Origin of the sequence: Pseudomonas sp. TWP3-2, from assembly GCF_049897765.1 — a bacterium.
In the GTDB taxonomy this organism is placed as follows: Bacteria; Pseudomonadota; Gammaproteobacteria; order Pseudomonadales; family Pseudomonadaceae; genus Aquipseudomonas.
The window spans coordinates 463,926-478,784 of sequence record NZ_JAFCWW010000001.1; the positions used below are offsets into that span (position 1 = coordinate 463,926).

At 60.9% G+C, this 14,859-nt stretch carries 15 protein-coding genes and 1 riboswitch; of the genes, 9 read left to right on the plus strand and 6 right to left on the minus strand.

Features of this window, described 5'->3' with window-relative positions; translation table 11 throughout:
- The first annotated feature begins 56 nt into the window (after nt 1–56).
- On the plus strand, nt 57–863 hold the full coding sequence (locus tag ACP7EE_RS02090) for a hypothetical protein (RefSeq protein ID WP_420646975.1): 807 nt from the start codon (nt 57–59) through the stop codon (nt 861–863).
- Nucleotides 864–875: 12 nt separating this feature from the next.
- On the opposite strand, the gene ACP7EE_RS02095 is transcribed toward ACP7EE_RS02090, so the two are convergent.
- The 4 genes from ACP7EE_RS02095 to ACP7EE_RS02110 form a co-directional block, all read right to left on the minus strand.
- Nucleotides 876–1,829, minus strand: coding sequence for a metal ABC transporter ATPase (locus ACP7EE_RS02095; protein ID WP_420646976.1), 954 nt, complete (start codon nt 1,827–1,829; stop codon nt 876–878).
- Between the two features lie 31 nt (nt 1,830–1,860).
- A complete protein-coding gene (locus ACP7EE_RS02100; protein ID WP_420651285.1) occupies nt 1,861–2,673 on the minus strand; it encodes an aldo/keto reductase in 813 nt (270 codons plus the stop codon).
- The gene (locus ACP7EE_RS02105; RefSeq protein WP_426233161.1) at nt 2,670–3,845 is read right to left on the minus strand and encodes an NAD(P)/FAD-dependent oxidoreductase; all 1,176 of its coding nucleotides are present in this window, start codon (nt 3,843–3,845) and stop codon (nt 2,670–2,672) included. Before ACP7EE_RS02105 ends, ACP7EE_RS02100 begins: the two co-directional genes overlap by 4 nt.
- Before the next feature lie 72 nt (nt 3,846–3,917).
- Entirely contained in the window at nt 3,918–4,250 is a 333-nt protein-coding gene (locus ACP7EE_RS02110) for a DMT family transporter (RefSeq protein WP_210702982.1), read from the minus strand.
- A gap of 102 nt (nt 4,251–4,352) precedes the next feature.
- Between ACP7EE_RS02110 and ACP7EE_RS02115 the strand changes: the two genes are divergently transcribed.
- Both ACP7EE_RS02115 and waaA read left to right on the plus strand, forming a co-directional pair.
- Nucleotides 4,353–5,255, plus strand: coding sequence for a LysR family transcriptional regulator (locus ACP7EE_RS02115; RefSeq protein ID WP_426233163.1), 903 nt, complete (start codon nt 4,353–4,355; stop codon nt 5,253–5,255).
- A gap of 11 nt (nt 5,256–5,266) precedes the next feature.
- The gene (gene waaA, locus ACP7EE_RS02120; protein ID WP_426233165.1) at nt 5,267–6,541 is read left to right on the plus strand and encodes a lipid IV(A) 3-deoxy-D-manno-octulosonic acid transferase; all 1,275 of its coding nucleotides are present in this window, start codon (nt 5,267–5,269) and stop codon (nt 6,539–6,541) included.
- 155 nt (nt 6,542–6,696) lie between these two features.
- Here waaA and ACP7EE_RS02125 read toward each other — a convergent pair whose 3' ends face one another.
- Nucleotides 6,697–8,130, minus strand: coding sequence for a TolC family outer membrane protein (locus ACP7EE_RS02125; protein WP_426233167.1), 1,434 nt, complete (start codon nt 8,128–8,130; stop codon nt 6,697–6,699).
- Nucleotides 8,131–8,145: 15 nt separating this feature from the next.
- Between ACP7EE_RS02125 and ACP7EE_RS02130 the strand changes: the two genes are divergently transcribed.
- The 3 genes from ACP7EE_RS02130 to cytX all read left to right on the plus strand — a co-directional run bounded on the left by ACP7EE_RS02130 (nt 8,146) and on the right by cytX (nt 11,929).
- Nucleotides 8,146–8,319 carry a hypothetical protein gene (locus ACP7EE_RS02130; RefSeq protein WP_426233169.1) on the plus strand — a complete coding sequence of 58 codons (174 nt, stop codon included), beginning with the start codon at nt 8,146–8,148 and terminating at the stop codon, nt 8,317–8,319.
- Nucleotides 8,320–8,326: 7 nt separating this feature from the next.
- Nucleotides 8,327–8,432, plus strand: a riboswitch (TPP riboswitch).
- A gap of 146 nt (nt 8,433–8,578) precedes the next feature.
- Nucleotides 8,579–10,468, plus strand: a complete 1,890-nt coding sequence (gene thiC / locus ACP7EE_RS02135) for a phosphomethylpyrimidine synthase ThiC (RefSeq protein WP_426233171.1) — start codon at nt 8,579–8,581, stop codon at nt 10,466–10,468.
- Nucleotides 10,469–10,636: 168 nt separating this feature from the next.
- Nucleotides 10,637–11,929: a putative hydroxymethylpyrimidine transporter CytX gene (gene cytX / locus ACP7EE_RS02140; RefSeq protein ID WP_426233173.1), complete on the plus strand. Its 1,293-nt coding sequence runs from the start codon at nt 10,637–10,639 to the stop codon at nt 11,927–11,929.
- Here the strand turns inward: cytX and ACP7EE_RS02145 are convergent.
- The gene (locus ACP7EE_RS02145; RefSeq protein ID WP_426233175.1) at nt 11,898–12,644 is read right to left on the minus strand and encodes an RsiV family protein; all 747 of its coding nucleotides are present in this window, start codon (nt 12,642–12,644) and stop codon (nt 11,898–11,900) included. The genes cytX and ACP7EE_RS02145 overlap by 32 nt on opposite strands.
- A 228-nt stretch (nt 12,645–12,872) precedes the next feature.
- Between ACP7EE_RS02145 and ACP7EE_RS02150 the strand changes: the two genes are divergently transcribed.
- The 3 genes from ACP7EE_RS02150 to cpdA all read left to right on the plus strand — a co-directional run bounded on the left by ACP7EE_RS02150 (nt 12,873) and on the right by cpdA (nt 14,853).
- A complete protein-coding gene (locus ACP7EE_RS02150) occupies nt 12,873–13,490 on the plus strand; it encodes an NUDIX domain-containing protein (protein WP_420646986.1) in 618 nt (205 codons plus the stop codon).
- Nucleotides 13,481–13,933, plus strand: coding sequence for a DUF1249 domain-containing protein (locus tag ACP7EE_RS02155; protein WP_420646987.1), 453 nt, complete (start codon nt 13,481–13,483; stop codon nt 13,931–13,933). Before ACP7EE_RS02150 ends, ACP7EE_RS02155 begins: the two co-directional genes overlap by 10 nt.
- A gap of 104 nt (nt 13,934–14,037) precedes the next feature.
- Complete coding sequence (gene cpdA, locus ACP7EE_RS02160; protein WP_426233178.1) at nt 14,038–14,853, plus strand: 3',5'-cyclic-AMP phosphodiesterase; 816 nt, start codon at nt 14,038–14,040, stop codon at nt 14,851–14,853.
- Nucleotides 14,854–14,859: the final 6 nt, after the last annotated feature.

The window sequence follows — 14,859 nt, forward strand, 5'->3', positions numbered from 1 at the left end:
CGCGCCTGGCAAGGCATCGACAACCGGCCCGAATGACGTGATCAAGGTGCTTGGCAGTGTTGAATATCGCGGTGGCTTTTTTCGGGATTCCGAGAAATTCGCAGATCTGTTTCCCTTCCATTCAAGAGAAGGTGTTGGCGTCACTGCCTGCGGACAGCAACGTCAAATGCTTTTATCACCTGTACAAAATCGACCAGATTCAGAACACCCGCTCCGATGAGCGCGGCGAGCTGAGCGCTGACAACTATCAGGTCTTCGAGTCGATGACTGGCACGCTGACCTCAACCGACGGCGTGCTGGAGCGTTGGGACTTTGAACAGGTCAAGGCGCAGGGCGATACCTGGGCGGATGATTACGCATCGCTGCGCAACCTGATCTACCAACTCAATTCTTTGCACGCCGTGACTACCATGATGGAGTCGTTCAATCCGGATTTCGTCGTGTTCGTACGGCCGGACAATTTCTTCCATACAGCGCTTCCGGCGTATGTCTTCAAGCAGCCGGAAGCCCGGCGGCTGAATGCCTACATTCCGGACTGGCAGTGGTGGGGGGGGCTCAACGACCGTTTTGCCATTTGCGGTCGCGACACCTACGTTGCGTATGGCAAGCGCGTCGAGAAAATATTCGAATTCTGCAAAGCCACTGGCAGAAAGCTGCATTCCGAACGCTTGCTCAAATACGCGCTGCAACAGGCTGACGCCAAGGTCTGCACCATGGCCACGCAGGCCTCGCGGGTGCGCATTACTGGCGCGTTTGCCGAGGAATCGTTCTCGCCCAAACGTGGCATGGGCAAGCGCGAGAATCGCTATTTCCACTTGTTTGCCCGGTTACGTACCGGCCTCGACAAGCTGCGCAACGGCTAGCGTCAAGCCGCGTCACTTCTTGACCAGCCCCACCATTCGCAACGCCTTGATGCTCAGTTGCTTGAGTCCCGGGCGTGTGACTTTGGGCGCGGCGAAACCTTGTTGCACCAGCCAGTCTTTCCAGCGAATGCGCTCCTCGCGCACCACCCAGCCTTGCTGAGCGGCGAAGCTCTCGGCCAGATACAGCCCACGGGTGCTGGCCGGCGTGAGCTTGTCGCGCTTGAGGGTGTACAGCTCGGCCAGCGGTTGACCGTCCTGCAAGGGCATCAGATACAGATCCGGCCGCTTGCGATCAAGCCGTGCGACCAGTTGGTCGCCCTCCAGTCGCTCATCGACGTGGAACAGACTGAGGTTCTTGGCTTCCTTGGGTACGTCCAGCCGCAAGTCGTAGATCAACTGCAATGACGCGGTCGGCAAGTGCACATAGGCACGCGGCCGCTCGATCAATTGCAAATTGGCACAGCGCACGGGACGCGCCGAGCCGGACAGCGGCGTCAGACGAAACGGCAGGGCCTCGCGATAGTGCAGGGCAGTGGCGTAGGGCGCTGGCAGCCAGGTGTCTTTGAAGCGCCCGCCGAGCCAGCCTTCCGGGGTTTCCAGCAGGCATTCTTCAGCGACCTCCTGGATCGCCGTGTGCAACGGCAGATTGAGTTCATGTGCCGGCACGTAACCGGAAATCAGCTTCAACACCACGTCGCCGCGATCCTGCCGGCGCTGGCGCACCAGCACCCAGTAATCGCGATTCTGCCAATGCAGGGTCAGGCGTACCGAAACGCCGAGGTTGGCCAGTTCCAGCGCAAAACGCTCGGCGTCCGGCACCGTGACCGGACGCCTGCGTTGCAAAGTCTGGGAGAAATTCAGCGGCATGCCGACGCTCTGGTAAGTCAGGCCTTCGGGGGTCGCTTCGACGAACAGTGGCAGGGTCTTGAAGTTGCTCGGGTTCTTTCTGATGAGCGTGCGCGGCATGTCGGCTCCAGCTTAAGGCCGCGAAGCGGCGTCAGTGACCACGAAGGACTTGAGCAACGGTCGCAACGTTGTGGGCGAGGTGCAGCGGATTGATCGTGCCGACAATAGCACTGGCTACGCCGGGCTGTTGGAACAACAACTCGAAACTGGCGCGCACCGGATCGACACCGGGGCTCAGACAAACGTGACCGCTGGCCAAGGCTTTCTTCACCAGAATGGCTTTGCCGTGGGCAGCAGCATAGTCAATGACTGCCTTCTCGCTCTGTTCGTTCAGATTGTAGGTGACCATCGCGCAATCGCCCTGCTCCAGTGCTTTCAAGCCACCTTCGACGGTTTTCCCGGAGAAACCGAAGCCACGGATCTTGCCTTCGGCCTTCAGCGCCGCGAGTGTCGCGTACACCTCGCTGTCATTCAGAATCGCCAGATCATTGCCGTCGGAATGCACCAGCACCAGGTCGATAAAATCGGTTTCAAGACGTTGCAGGCTGCGCTCCACCGACATCCGTGTATGGGCAGCGCTGAAGTCGTGGCTGGACAACCCATCGGTAAACTCTTCGCCGACCTTGCTGACGATCACCCAGTCCTGACGCTGATCGCGCAACAGCGGGCCGAGGCGTTCTTCGCTGCGGCCATAAGCCGGCGCAGTGTCGATCAGGTTGATGCCGAGTTCGCGCGCCTGTCTGAGCAGCATGCGCGCGGTGTCGTCGTCGGGGATCTGAAAACCATTGGGGTATTTCACGCCTTGGTCGCGACCGAGTTTGACCGTGCCCAGGCCCAGCGGCGAAACCAGCAGACCGGTGCTGCCCAACGGGCGATGCAGTTCGTGCAGGGTTGGCAGGCTCATGGCAGTAATTGATCCCAGGCAGGAACGCCCATTGGTGGTTTTGGCAGCTCCGGCAGCGGGGTCGGGTGGCTCGGCTGGATGCCGTCGCGTTGCAAGGACGCTAAGACTCGATCAGCGAAGTCCGGCGCCAGCGCCAGTTTGGTTGGCCAGCCGACCAGCAGTCGGCCTTCTTCGGCTAGGAATGCGTTGTCGGGGCGGGTCAGGCCGGTTTGCAGCGGTTCGGCACGGTCGACGCGCAAGGTTGCCCATTGCGCGGTGCTCAGGTCGATCCACGGCAGCAACTGGCCGAGCTCTTTTTGCGCGGTGGCGATTTGTTCGGCAGGCGTGCGCGCCACACCGTCGGACTCGGCGATGTCGCCGCCCAGATACCAGACCCACTGGCCGTCGGCGGCCGGGTGAGTGGTCACGGTGATGCGCGGTTTGGTACCGCCACCCAGGCAATGCGCGTACAGCGGTTTCAGGCTCGGGCCTTTGGCGATGATCATGTGCAGCGGTCGGCGTTGCATGGCCGGGTGCGTCAAGCCCAGCGCCTCCAGCAGCGCTGCGGTACCAGCGCCGGCACTGAGGACGATACGTTGCGCGCGGATTTCGCGGCCGTCGACTCTGAGGCCGACCAATAAACCGCCATCAAGCAACGGTTCGATATTTTGCCCTGCGAGCAAGCCGTCGCCAGCCAGATCTGCCAGACGCTGGATCAGGCTCGGCACGTCGACCACCAGTTCCGCGAGTCGGTAGACCTTGCCCTTGAAGCGCTTGTCTTGCAGGGCCGGCGGCAGTTGCTCGCCCTTGACCTGATCAACCCGCCCGCGCACCGCTTTACTGGCGAAGAAACTGGTGAGATTGCCGGCCAGTGTGCCTGGCGACCACAGGTAATGCGCCTCGGATAGCAGGCGCACGCCGCTCAGGTCGAGTTCGCCGTCGCCGGCCAGCGCTTCACGCCAGCGGCGTGGCATGTCGGCGATGGCTTCGGAGGCGCCGGTCAACGCGCCGTGCAGCGCGTACTTGGCGCCGCCGTGAATGATCCCCTGGGACTTCACGCTCTGCCCGCCGCCGAGGCTGGCGCTTTCCACCAGCACGGTCGAAAAACCCTGACGGCGCAGGCGCGCGTTCAGCCAGAGGCCGGCGACACCAGCGCCGACAATCAGCACGTCGGTGGAAATAACGGATGGCATGCAGCGACCTCGGGATTTGAAGAAGTCGCAAGTTTCAAGCTTCAAGCTGCAAGCTGCAACCCGAAGCTGCTTTTAATGGCCGGCGGTTTTCGAGAACAGCTGGATGACGACCACGCCAAGCACGATCAGCCCCATGCCCAACATCGCCGGCACATCGAGCTTCTGCCCGTAAATAAACAGCGCCGCAATACTGACCATCACAATCCCCATCCCGGCCCACACCGCATACGCGACACCTACCGGCACCGTGCGCACCACCAGGATCAGCATCCAGAACGCGATGGCGTAGCCGACAATCACCACCAGCAGCGGCAGCGGCGTGCTGAAGCCTTTGACCGCTTTCATCGAAACGGTGGCCATTACTTCGGCGCAGATGGCGATGGCCAGGTAGGCGTAAGCGTTCATGTTCAATCCTCGTGTGAAACGTTGCTTTCTGAGGTCGGCATTCTAGAGACTGTTCAGATGCGGTAAAGTCATTACCTATCTGTTTGAAAGATGGGTTGTTGCATGAGCATGCAGTGGAATCTCGATCAGTTACGCGTATTCATCGCCGTCGCCGAGCAGCGTTCGTTTTCTGCCGTGGCGCGCCAGCAGCGTAAGGCACAGTCGGCGATCAGCAGCGCGATTGCCATGCTCGAGGACGATCTGGGCGTGAGCCTGTTTGAGCGTAGCAGCGGTCGCCAGCCGAGTCTCACCGAAGCAGGCGAGGCGTTGCTCGAAGAAGCGCGCGAAGTGCTGCGCCAGTGCGAGCGTCTCAATGGTCGGGCGATGGCGATGCTGCGCGGCCAGGAAGCGCAGTTGCGCGTCGCGCAGGACGAAGCGATGCCGTATCAGGCGCTGGTGGAAAGTTTCGACGCGCTGGCCGAGCAGTTTCCCAGTCTGGAAGTGCAACTGACCAGCGCTGCGCAGGGTGAAGTCGCGCGCAAACTGGTCGAGCGTCGCGCCGATCTCGGACTGCTGTTCTATCACGACCAAATCCCCGAAGCGCTGGAGCGCCGTGTGCTGGGTAGCGTGGAAATGGTCACGGTGTGTGGCGTCAATCATCCCTTGGCGGCGCAGTCATACGTCAAGGCGCAGCAACTCGCGCAACATCGTCAACTGTTGATGTCGACCCAGTCCAGCGTCTATCCCGGCAGCGAGCCGGCCAGCCCGCAAGTGTGGCGTGCCGACAGTTTTTACGTGATGGCCGAATGGCTGGTGCGCGATCTCGGTTGGGCTTGGCTGCCACGGCATGTGGTGCAGTATTCGGCGTATCAGGGCTTGATGGTCGAACTCGACAGCGAATGGACGCCGCCGGCGCTGGTGGTTGAACTGGTCTGGCGCCGTGACGAGCCGCTGGGTCCGGCCGCGCGGTGGCTGGCCGAGCGTTTTGCCGTGCACTTGCGCGCGATCGGCGAAAAAAGTCGATAAACTCCGCCGCCATGAATAGAACTCTGTACACCGCGCTGTTTTATCTGGGGCTGCCATTGGTGGCGATACGGCTGTGGCTGCGCTCGCGCAAGGCACCGGCCTACGCCAAGCGGATTGGCGAACGCTTCTCTTACGGGATGCCGGCGCTGCAACCGGGCGGCATCTGGGTGCACGCGGTGTCGGTCGGCGAGAGCATCGCGGCGGCGCCGATGATCCGTGCCTTGCTGCAACGTTATCCGCAGTTGCCAATCACCGTGACCTGCATGACCCCGACCGGTTCGGAACGGATTCAGGCCTTGTTCGCCAACGAACCGCGCATTCAGCACTGCTATTTGCCGTACGACTTGCCGTGTGCTGCGGCGCGTTTTCTCGATCGTGCGCAGCCGAAACTCGCGGTGATCATGGAAACCGAACTCTGGCCCAACCACATTCATCAGTGCGCCAAACGCGGAATTCCGGTGGCGCTGGCCAACGGTCGCTTGTCTGAACGTTCGGCCAAGGGTTACGGCCGGTTCCGCAAACTGACTGCGCCGATGCTCGCCGAGATGAGCCTGTTTGCCGTGCAGACCGAAGCCGAGGCCCAGCGCTTCCGCGATTTAGGCGCACGCACGGAAACGGTCGAGGTTACCGGTTCGATCAAGTTCGACCTGACCATCGACCCGCAACTGTTGCAACGCGCTGCTGAATTGCGCGGCCAGTGGCAGGCGCAGGAGCGCCCGGTGTGGATTGCCGCGAGTACTCACGAAGGTGAAGACGAAGTGGTGCTGGCGGCGCATCGTCGTTTGCTGACCAATCATCCCGATGCGCTGCTGATTCTGGTGCCACGTCATCCGGAGCGTTTCAACTCGGTGTTTGAGTTGTGCCAGCGCGAAGGCTTTGCGACGGTGCGTCGTTCCACTGGCGTGAACGTCGAGGCCGACACTTCGGTGCTGCTCGGCGACACCATGGGCGAGTTGCTGTTTCTGTATGCCTTGGCCGACAGCGCATTTGTCGGCGGCAGCCTGGTGCCGAACGGCGGGCACAATCTGCTGGAGCCGGCGGCACTCGCGAAACCGGTGATCTGCGGCCCGCACCTGTTCAACTTCCTCGACATCGCCGCGCAACTGCGCAGCGCCGGGGCGTTGGTTGAAGTGGATGATGCCGAAGGTTTGGCGGTGGAAGTGCAGCGGCTGTTCGAACTGCCACGCGATGCGCAGCGCATGGCCGAAGCCGGACTGAGCGTGATGCGCCGCAATCAGGGCGTGTTGCAGAGGTTGCTGGATGGGTTGGGTAGGTTGATCAAATAACCGCTTGAAACGCTTATTGTGGCGAGGGAGCTTGCTCCCGCTCGGCTGCGCAGCAGTCGCAAAACTTGACGACGCGGTGTCTTAGATAATGGGGCCGCTTCGCAGCCCAGCGGGAGCAAGCTCCCTCGCCACAGGATGCCGTTCGCAATTTGCTTTTAAGGTCGCGCCTTGAGCTGTTCGGCTGCAGCCTTGGCCAGATCCGGTGGCAGGAAGTCTTTGTCCGGGTTGTAGTCGGCTTTCAGATAGCGCGCCAGATCCTGCAAGTCCCCCGGATTCAACGTGCCCGCCGCCTGCTTCAGCCGCAGGTTGTCTAGGATGTAGTCGTAGCGGGTGTTGTTGTAGTTGCGCACCGAAGTGTAGAGCTGACGCTGCGCATCGAGTACGTCGACGACGTTGCGCGTACCCACCTGATAACCGATTTCCGTGGCTTCGACCGCGCTCTGGTTGGAGATGATCGACTGGCGGCGCGCCTGCACCTGTTCGACATCGGTGTTGACCGCGCGATGCAGATTGCGCGTGTTCTCGACAATCTGACGGCGCAGACCTTCGCGCTGCTGCTCGGTCTGATCAAGGCGTGAGTAGGACTCGCGCACTTGCGAGCTGGTCAGGCCGCCGCTGTAGATCGGAATGTTCACTTGCAAGGCCAGCGTGCGCTGCTCGACGTTGCCGCCATACGGCGTGCCGAACGCATTCGGGTTGCTGAAGCCGAAATTATCGTTGTCGCCTTTCTCGTACTTCGCCACTGCATCAAGGGTCGGCAAGTGCCCGGCCTTGCGCTGCTTCAACGTCTGCTCGGCGGAGGCGACCGCGTAGTTGCTGGCGAGCAGATTGAGATTCTGTCTGGCAGCGGTGTCGACCCACGATTTGGCGTCGTTCGGCGCCGGCGGCAGGATCGGCAGCGTGTGGACGATGCCCTGAATCGAGTTGTACTGACGGTTGGTCAGAGTGATCAGCGCTTGAAACGCATCATCGACCTGACGCTGGGCAACGATCCGGTTGGCCCGCGCCGTGTCGTAACTGGCTTGCGATTGCAGCACGTCGGTCTTGTCCGACAGGCCCACATCGAAGCGCTCGTTGGACTGGTCGAGCTGGCGCTTGAACGCGGCTTCTTCGGCCTTGGTCGAGGCCAGGTTGTCCTGGCTGCGCAGCACGTTGAAATAGCTTTCAGCACTTTGCAGGATCAGGTTCTGCTCGGTGGCCGAGAGTTGCAGCGCAGCCTGTTCGTTGACGTCCTTGGCCGCTTGATACTGGAACCAGCGGTCGGCGCGGAACAACGGTTGGGCGAGGGTCGCCTGATACGAATGCGCGCTGCGATTGGCCACCGCCGAGGGCTGATCAATCGCTGTGCGCACGTCGGCGACTTCGGCGCCACCCGACAGATTCGGCAGTAACCCGGCCCGCGCCTGCGGCACGATTTCTTTCTGCGCGCCGTACTGCGCGCGGGCGGCAGCGAGGTCGGCGTTGTTGTCGACCGCTTCCTGATAAACGCTGACCAGATCGGTCTTGGTCGATAAAGGCGCTTCTGCTGCCCAGACCGTTGCGGTGGAGGCACACGACACGGCAACAGCCAGTGAAAGTTTGCGCAGCATGAGGCGATCCCTAGCATGAATATTATGGAAGTAATCCGCGCGCCAAAGGTAAGACGCGGGCCGTGCAGCGTCAAGGCGCAGCATGGCGTAGCGAGTGTAGTTGCGCGCGCGCATCGCAACAATCCGCTAATTGCGCCATTCATCATGGTGTATGCCACGGTGTTGGCGTTCTTTGCCGGTTGTGTCTAGACTGGCCGGGTTCTTGTCGGGGTGCCTTGCTATGAGGCTGAGATCGAATAATTTCGGATCCCGTTGAACCTGATCAGGTTAGCGCCTGCGTAGGGAACAAGATTTCTCGTCACCCGGCGAGTCCTCTTGTGCTTCGTCCGGGAAATTGTTCGACAATCGAACGCTCGACGACGATGCACAGCACCAGTCCTGGTGCGTCCGTGCCTTTCAGGTTCTGCTCCGACAATCCACTGCCTGGATGCTGTCTGGAGAGCCCGTGATGACTACAAAATCTAAAAACGCGATCAACCTGAGTGACTCGGCCAAGGTCGACGAACAATCGGTCAAGCCGTTCACCCGTTCGCAAAAAGTCTACGTTCAGGGTTCTCGCCCGGACATCCGCGTACCGATGCGCGAAATTTCCCTTGATGTGACCCCGACCGACTTCGGCGGCGAAATCAATGCGCCAGTCACCGTCTACGACACCTCCGGCCCGTACACCGATCCCAACGTGGTGATCGACGTGCGCAAAGGCCTGGGCGATGTGCGTTCGGCGTGGATCGACGACCGTGGCGACACCGAGCGCCTGCCCGGCTTGAGCTCGAACTTCGGCCAGCAACGCCTCGCCGATGCCGAACTGACCAAGCTGCGGTTCGCCCACGTCAACAACCCGCGCCGCGCCAAGGCCGGGGCCAACGTCAGCCAGATGCACTACGCCCGCAAGGGCATCATCACCGCCGAGATGGAATACGTCGCCATCCGCGAAAACATGAAGCTCGAAGTGGCCCGCGCCGCCGGGCTGCTGGACCAGCAACACGCCGGCCACAGCTTCGGCGCCAGCGTGCCGAAAATCATCACACCCGAATTTGTCCGTGACGAGATCGCCCGCGGTCGCGCGATCATTCCGGCCAACATCAACCACACCGAACTGGAACCGATGATCATCGGCCGTAACTTCCTGGTGAAGATCAACGGCAACATCGGCAACAGCGCACTGGGTTCTTCCATCGAAGAAGAAGTGGCGAAACTGACCTGGGGCATTCGCTGGGGTTCGGACACGGTGATGGATTTGTCCACTGGCAAACACATTCACGAAACCCGCGAATGGATCATCCGCAACTCGCCAGTGCCAATCGGCACCGTGCCGATTTATCAGGCGCTGGAAAAAGTTAACGGCGTAGCCGAAGACCTGACCTGGGAGCTGTTTCGCGACACGCTGATCGAGCAGGCGGAGCAGGGCGTCGACTACTTCACCATTCACGCCGGCGTGCTGCTGCGCTACGTGCCGCTGACAGCCAAACGCGTGACCGGCATCGTTTCGCGTGGCGGTTCAATCATGGCCAAGTGGTGCCTGGCGCACCACAAAGAGAACTTCCTCTACACCCACTTCGACGAAATCTGCGAAATCATGAAGGCCTACGACGTCAGCTTCTCGCTGGGCGATGGCCTGCGTCCGGGCTCGATTGCCGATGCCAACGATGAAGCGCAATTCGGCGAACTGGAGACCCTCGGCGAGCTGACCAAAATTGCCTGGAAGCACGACGTGCAATGCATGATCGAAGGCCCGGGTCATGTGCCGATGCAGTTGATCAAAGAGAACATGGACAAGCAGCTCGAGTGCTGCGACGAGGCACCGTTCTACACCCTCGGTCCGCTGACCACCGACATCGCGCCGGGCTACGACCACATCACTTCGGGCATCGGGGCGGCGATGATCGGCTGGTTCGGTTGCGCGATGCTCTGCTACGTCACGCCCAAGGAACACTTGGGCCTGCCGAACAAGGATGACGTAAAGACCGGGATCATCACTTACAAGATCGCCGCCCACGCAGCGGACTTGGCCAAAGGGCATCCGGGCGCGCAGATCCGCGATAACGCCTTGAGCAAGGCGCGTTTCGAATTCCGTTGGGAAGACCAGTTCAACCTGGGCCTTGATCCGGACACCGCGCGTTCGTATCACGATGAAACCCTGCCGAAGGACTCGGCCAAGGTCGCGCATTTCTGTTCGATGTGCGGGCCGAAATTCTGCTCGATGAAGATCACTCAGGAAGTCCGCGAGTACGCGGCCAACCAGCGTATCGAAACCGTCGACGCCGAGGTTGCCCAGGGACTGGCAGAGCAGGCTGAGCGATTCAAGAAGGAAGGTAGTCAGTTGTACAAGAAGGTTTGATCTGACCTGCGTGCGGCGGTGACATCACCGCCGTCATCGCGGGCAAGCCCGCTCCCACAGTGTTCCGCGTTGGCCACAAAATTTGTGATCAGCGAGGACCCTGTGGGAGCGGGCTTGCCCGCGATGGCGATTTAAAAAAACAACAAATGTCCCTCTGAGATAACACCCTTGAGCATTCAACCCAGCACTTACTCCCCCGATCTCGCCGTGCCCGCCGCCAAGCGGGTATTCGGCGGTCGAGATCTGTTTTCCCTGTGGTTTTCCCTCGGCATCGGCCTGATGGTGTTGCAGACCGGCGCGTTGTTGGCGCCGGGTCTGGGCCTGTCGGGTTCGTTGCTGGCGATTTTCCTCGGCACGCTGGTCGGCGTATTGCTGCTGGCCGCCGTCGGCGTGATCGGCAGCGACACCGGCCTGTCGTCGATGGCCGCACTGAAACTCAGTCTAGGTGCAAAAGGCGCGAGCCTGCCGGCCGTGCTCAACCTGCTGCAACTGATCGGTTGGGGCTCGTTCGAGATCATCGTCATGCGCGACGCCGCCAGCCTGCTCGGCACCCGCGCGTTCAGCGAAGGTTCGCTGTGGTCGAACCCAGTGCTGTGGACATTGTTTTTCGGCGCCTTGGCAACCTTGCTCGCCGTCAGCGGGCCGCTGACTTTCGTGCGGCAGATCCTGCGCAAGTGGGGCATCTGGCTGCTGCTGGCCGCGTGCATCTGGCTGACCTGGAACCTGTTTGCCAAAGCCGACCTGGCCGCAATCTGGGCGCGCTCCGGTGACGGTTCGATGCCATTCGCCGTGGGCTTCGACATTGCCATCGCGATGCCGCTGTCGTGGCTGCCGCTGATCGCTGATTACTCGCGTTTCGGCAAACGTGCGAAGAATGTTTTCGGTGGCACCGCCATCGGTTTCTTCATCGGCAACTTCTGGCTGATGAGCCTCGGCGTGGCCTACACGCTGGCGTTTGCGCCGAGCGGTGAAGTCAACGCGTTGCTACTGGCACTGGCCGGTGCGGGGCTGGGAATTCCGTTGTTGTTGATCCTGCTCGACGAGTCGGAAAACGCCTTCGCCGATATTCACTCGGCAGCGGTTTCCAGCGGGATTCTGTTGCGCGCGAAAGTCGAACATCTGGCGTTGGCCATCGGCGTGATCTGCACCTTGATCGCGCTGCTGGCGCCACTGGCGCAGTACCAGAATTTCCTGCTATTGATCGGTTCGGTGTTTGCGCCGCTGTTCGGCGTGGTGCTGGTGGATCACTTCATCTTGCGCAAACGCAGCGGTCAGGTCGCATCGGCCGCATTGCGCTGGCCGGCGCTGTTGGCCTGGCTGGGTGGGGTAAGCACCTATCACTTGCTGGCCAATCTGTATCCGGATGTCGGCGCAACCCTGCCGGCGCTGGTGCTGGCAGGGCTGCTGCAACTCGTGCTCGGTCGAGCCTTCAGTTACGGCCGGGGAACAGCTCAGGCTTGAGGATGCCGTTCAGACGTGGATAAGGGATCTTCAGTTCGATGTGGCCCAGCGCGTAAGGCGCAATCGTCGACACTTCGTACTTGAGGATCACCCCGCCGTAGGTCAGTGCCACGTGCGGGGTTTTCACGAACGGCCAGCTCTTGATGAACTCGGCTTCCTGATCGAGTTTGGTGCTGATCAGCCAGCTGTTGTGCGCAACTTGCGCAGCCTTCCAGAACGCATCTTCCTGACCCGGCAGCAACATGTCCGACAGATTCAGCACCTTGTGCTGCTGGCGCGAATAGTTGATGAAGCCACGGCCCGGCGTGCCATGCGCACCGCCGGTGTCGAGGTAGCTCGACAGTTCGATGATCACCAGACCGTCATGCTGCTCACGTACTTTCGCTTGCAGATAAATACTGTTGCGCGGGCCGGCGTTCGCCAGAAACTGCTCGCGATAGGCAGCCAGTGTCGGCGCAACCGGTGCATTGGCTTCGGTGCGGGTCATTTGCAGCAGGCGTTTTTCGATGATGCCGTCCAGCGCAGGTTCGGCCGGGAAGCGCAGGGTATCGATATTCACCAGCGGGCAATCAGGGTTTGAGCAGCCGGGTTTGAGTTGTTCCGACGCATCGCGGGTGGTTTCCAGCGGCGTGCGCAGATTGGGCTGAAACAGGCTGGCGCAGGCGCCCAGGGTCAGGGCGATGGCGGCCACGGAGGCAATTTTGAAAAGCGACATGGGCGTCCTTTCTGAAGCAGGGGAAGGCAAAAAGTTACCGCTTCGACTCTCAACGAAGCAGTCAGTTCGCCACTAAGCTAATTAGAGTGGGTTTCGGCTCCACCGTCCATCCCGATCACGGTAAAGGGGCTGCATCAAACGGTTCGGGCGCGTTAGGATGGCGCGAAGTCGAGGTTGCCAGCAACACCAGGCAGCCGCGTAACGGATTTGCAGTAAACGAGGATGCTCATGACTGATTTTGCCAACGCTACTCCGACCACCGTCGACATCGTGCGCCGCGAGAATTGCTATCAGGGCTTCTACAAGCTCGATCGCCTGCACTTGCGCCACGAGTTGTTTGACGGCGGCATGAGCCGCGAGATCAACCGTGAAGTGTTCGTGCGTCACGATGCGGTGTGCATGCTGCCTTACGATCCGCAGCGCGACGAAGTGGTGCTGATCGAGCAGTTTCGTGTCGGCGCGATGGGCAAGACGGCCAACCCCTGGCTGATCGAACTGGTCGCCGGTCTGATCGACAAGGATGAACAACCGGAAGAAGTTGCTCACCGCGAGGCGCAGGAGGAAGCTGGGCTGAACATCAAGGCCCTGTGGCCGATGACCAAATATTTCCCGTCGCCGGGCGGCAGCAACGAATTCGTGCATTTGTACCTGGGGCGTTGCGAGACCACCGGCGTTGGCGGCCTGCATGGGCTGGAGGAAGAGGCAGAAGATATCCGCGTCACGGTCTGGGCATTCGAAGATGCCTTGCAGGCCGTACGCGACGGACGGATTGCCAACGCGGCGAGCATCATCGCCTTGCAGTGGCTGGCGCTCAATCGCGCCGAAGTGAGGGGGCTATGGTTGTAAACAAGTTGCGCGATCGGTATCGGGTTGACCTCGTGGGGCTGCAAGCCGCCTGCGAGGCCAACTACGCGCGCCTGATGCGACTGTTGCCGGACATGCGCAGCGATCCCGAAGCGCGGCGCATTGCCGTTTCCCAAGGCGAGCAAATGCTCGGCGTGCTGGCCCTCGAAGTGCTGCAAACCTGCCCGTACACCACCACTTTGCAAGTGCGTCAGGAACACAGCCTGCCATGGCTGCCGATCCCGCAATTGGAAGTACAGGTCTATCACGACGCACGCATGGCCGAAGTGGTCAGCGCCGAGCATGCACGACGCTTTCGCGGCGTCTATCCTTACCCGAACGCGGCGATGCACCAGCCGGATGAAAAGGCCCAGCTCAATCTGTTCCTCGGGGAATGGCTGAGTCATTGCCTGGCCTGCGGGCATGAGTACGCGGCGGTTCGATAACTGCGAGTTGTGAACTGTGCCCGGTTCGGTGGTTTCCTCTTTCGCTTGTCGCCCAGCATAATTGCCGCACCTATCCAGACCCGTTGCAGCCTTGGGAGAGCGCCTTGCCGAGCGTATCCACGTTGACCACCGCCGATGCCGCGTTGCTGGTGCAAATCTCTGACAGCCATTTGTATGCCGAGCCGGGCGGTACGCTGCTGGGCATGGACACCCGCGACAGCCTGCAAAAGGTCATTGAGCTGGTGCTTTCGCAACAACCGCGGATTGATCTGATTCTGGCCACCGGTGATCTGTCGCAAGACGGCACGCTGGAGTCTTACCAGCTGTTTCGCGAATTGACTGCACAGCTCGACGCTCCCGCCCGCTGGATCCCCGGTAACCACGACGAACCACAGATCATGGAAGTCGCCGCCGTACACAGCGCATTGCTCGAGTCGGTTGTGGATATCGGCAACTGGCGTGTGACTTTGCTTGATTCGGCCGTGCCGGGTTCGGTGCCGGGGTATTTGCAGGATGAACAGCTGCAATTGCTCGCGCGTTCGCTGAGTGAAGCTCCGGAGCGCCATCATCTGGTGTGCTTCCATCATCATCCGGTGTCGATCGGCTGCGCATGGATGGAGCCGATCGGTTTGCGCAATCCCGAAGCATTTTTCGAAGTGCTGGATCGCTTTCCGCAGGCGCGGGCCGTGCTGTGGGGGCATGTACATCAGGAGATTGATCGCGAGCGTAGTGGCGTGCGCTTGCTGGCTTCACCTTCGACCTGTATTCAGTTCGAGCCGGGGAGTGAGGATTTCAAGGTCGGCGAACAGAAACCAGGGTATCGCTGGTTGCGCCTGATGCCCGATGGCCGAATCGAAACCGGCGTCGAGCGCGTGACCGATTTCGAATTTACCGTGGATTATGGTTCTGACGGTTATTGACTCGAC

Excerpts from the sequence above, each read along its gene's own strand:
- ACP7EE_RS02110 (WP_210702982.1), bottom strand. The coding sequence starts at position 4,250 with ATGAACGCTTACGCCTACCTGGCCATCGCCATCTGCGCCGAAGTAATG.
- ACP7EE_RS02095 (WP_420646976.1), bottom strand. The coding sequence starts at position 1,829 with ATGCCGCGCACGCTCATCAGAAAGAACCCGAGCAACTTCAAGACCCTG.
- ACP7EE_RS02100 (WP_420651285.1), bottom strand. The coding sequence starts at position 2,673 with ATGAGCCTGCCAACCCTGCACGAACTGCATCGCCCGTTGGGCAGCACC.
- ACP7EE_RS02105 (WP_426233161.1), bottom strand. The coding sequence starts at position 3,845 with ATGCCATCCGTTATTTCCACCGACGTGCTGATTGTCGGCGCTGGTGTC.
- ACP7EE_RS02115 (WP_426233163.1), top strand. The coding sequence starts at position 4,353 with ATGAGCATGCAGTGGAATCTCGATCAGTTACGCGTATTCATCGCCGTC.
- waaA (WP_426233165.1), top strand. The coding sequence starts at position 5,267 with ATGAATAGAACTCTGTACACCGCGCTGTTTTATCTGGGGCTGCCATTG.
- ACP7EE_RS02145 (WP_426233175.1), bottom strand. The coding sequence starts at position 12,644 with ATGTCGCTTTTCAAAATTGCCTCCGTGGCCGCCATCGCCCTGACCCTG.
- ACP7EE_RS02155 (WP_420646987.1), top strand. The coding sequence starts at position 13,481 with ATGGTTGTAAACAAGTTGCGCGATCGGTATCGGGTTGACCTCGTGGGG.
- thiC (WP_426233171.1), top strand. The coding sequence starts at position 8,579 with ATGACTACAAAATCTAAAAACGCGATCAACCTGAGTGACTCGGCCAAG.
- ACP7EE_RS02130 (WP_426233169.1), top strand. The coding sequence starts at position 8,146 with ATGAATATTATGGAAGTAATCCGCGCGCCAAAGGTAAGACGCGGGCCG.
- ACP7EE_RS02150 (WP_420646986.1), top strand. The coding sequence starts at position 12,873 with ATGACTGATTTTGCCAACGCTACTCCGACCACCGTCGACATCGTGCGC.
- ACP7EE_RS02125 (WP_426233167.1), bottom strand. The coding sequence starts at position 8,130 with ATGCTGCGCAAACTTTCACTGGCTGTTGCCGTGTCGTGTGCCTCCACC.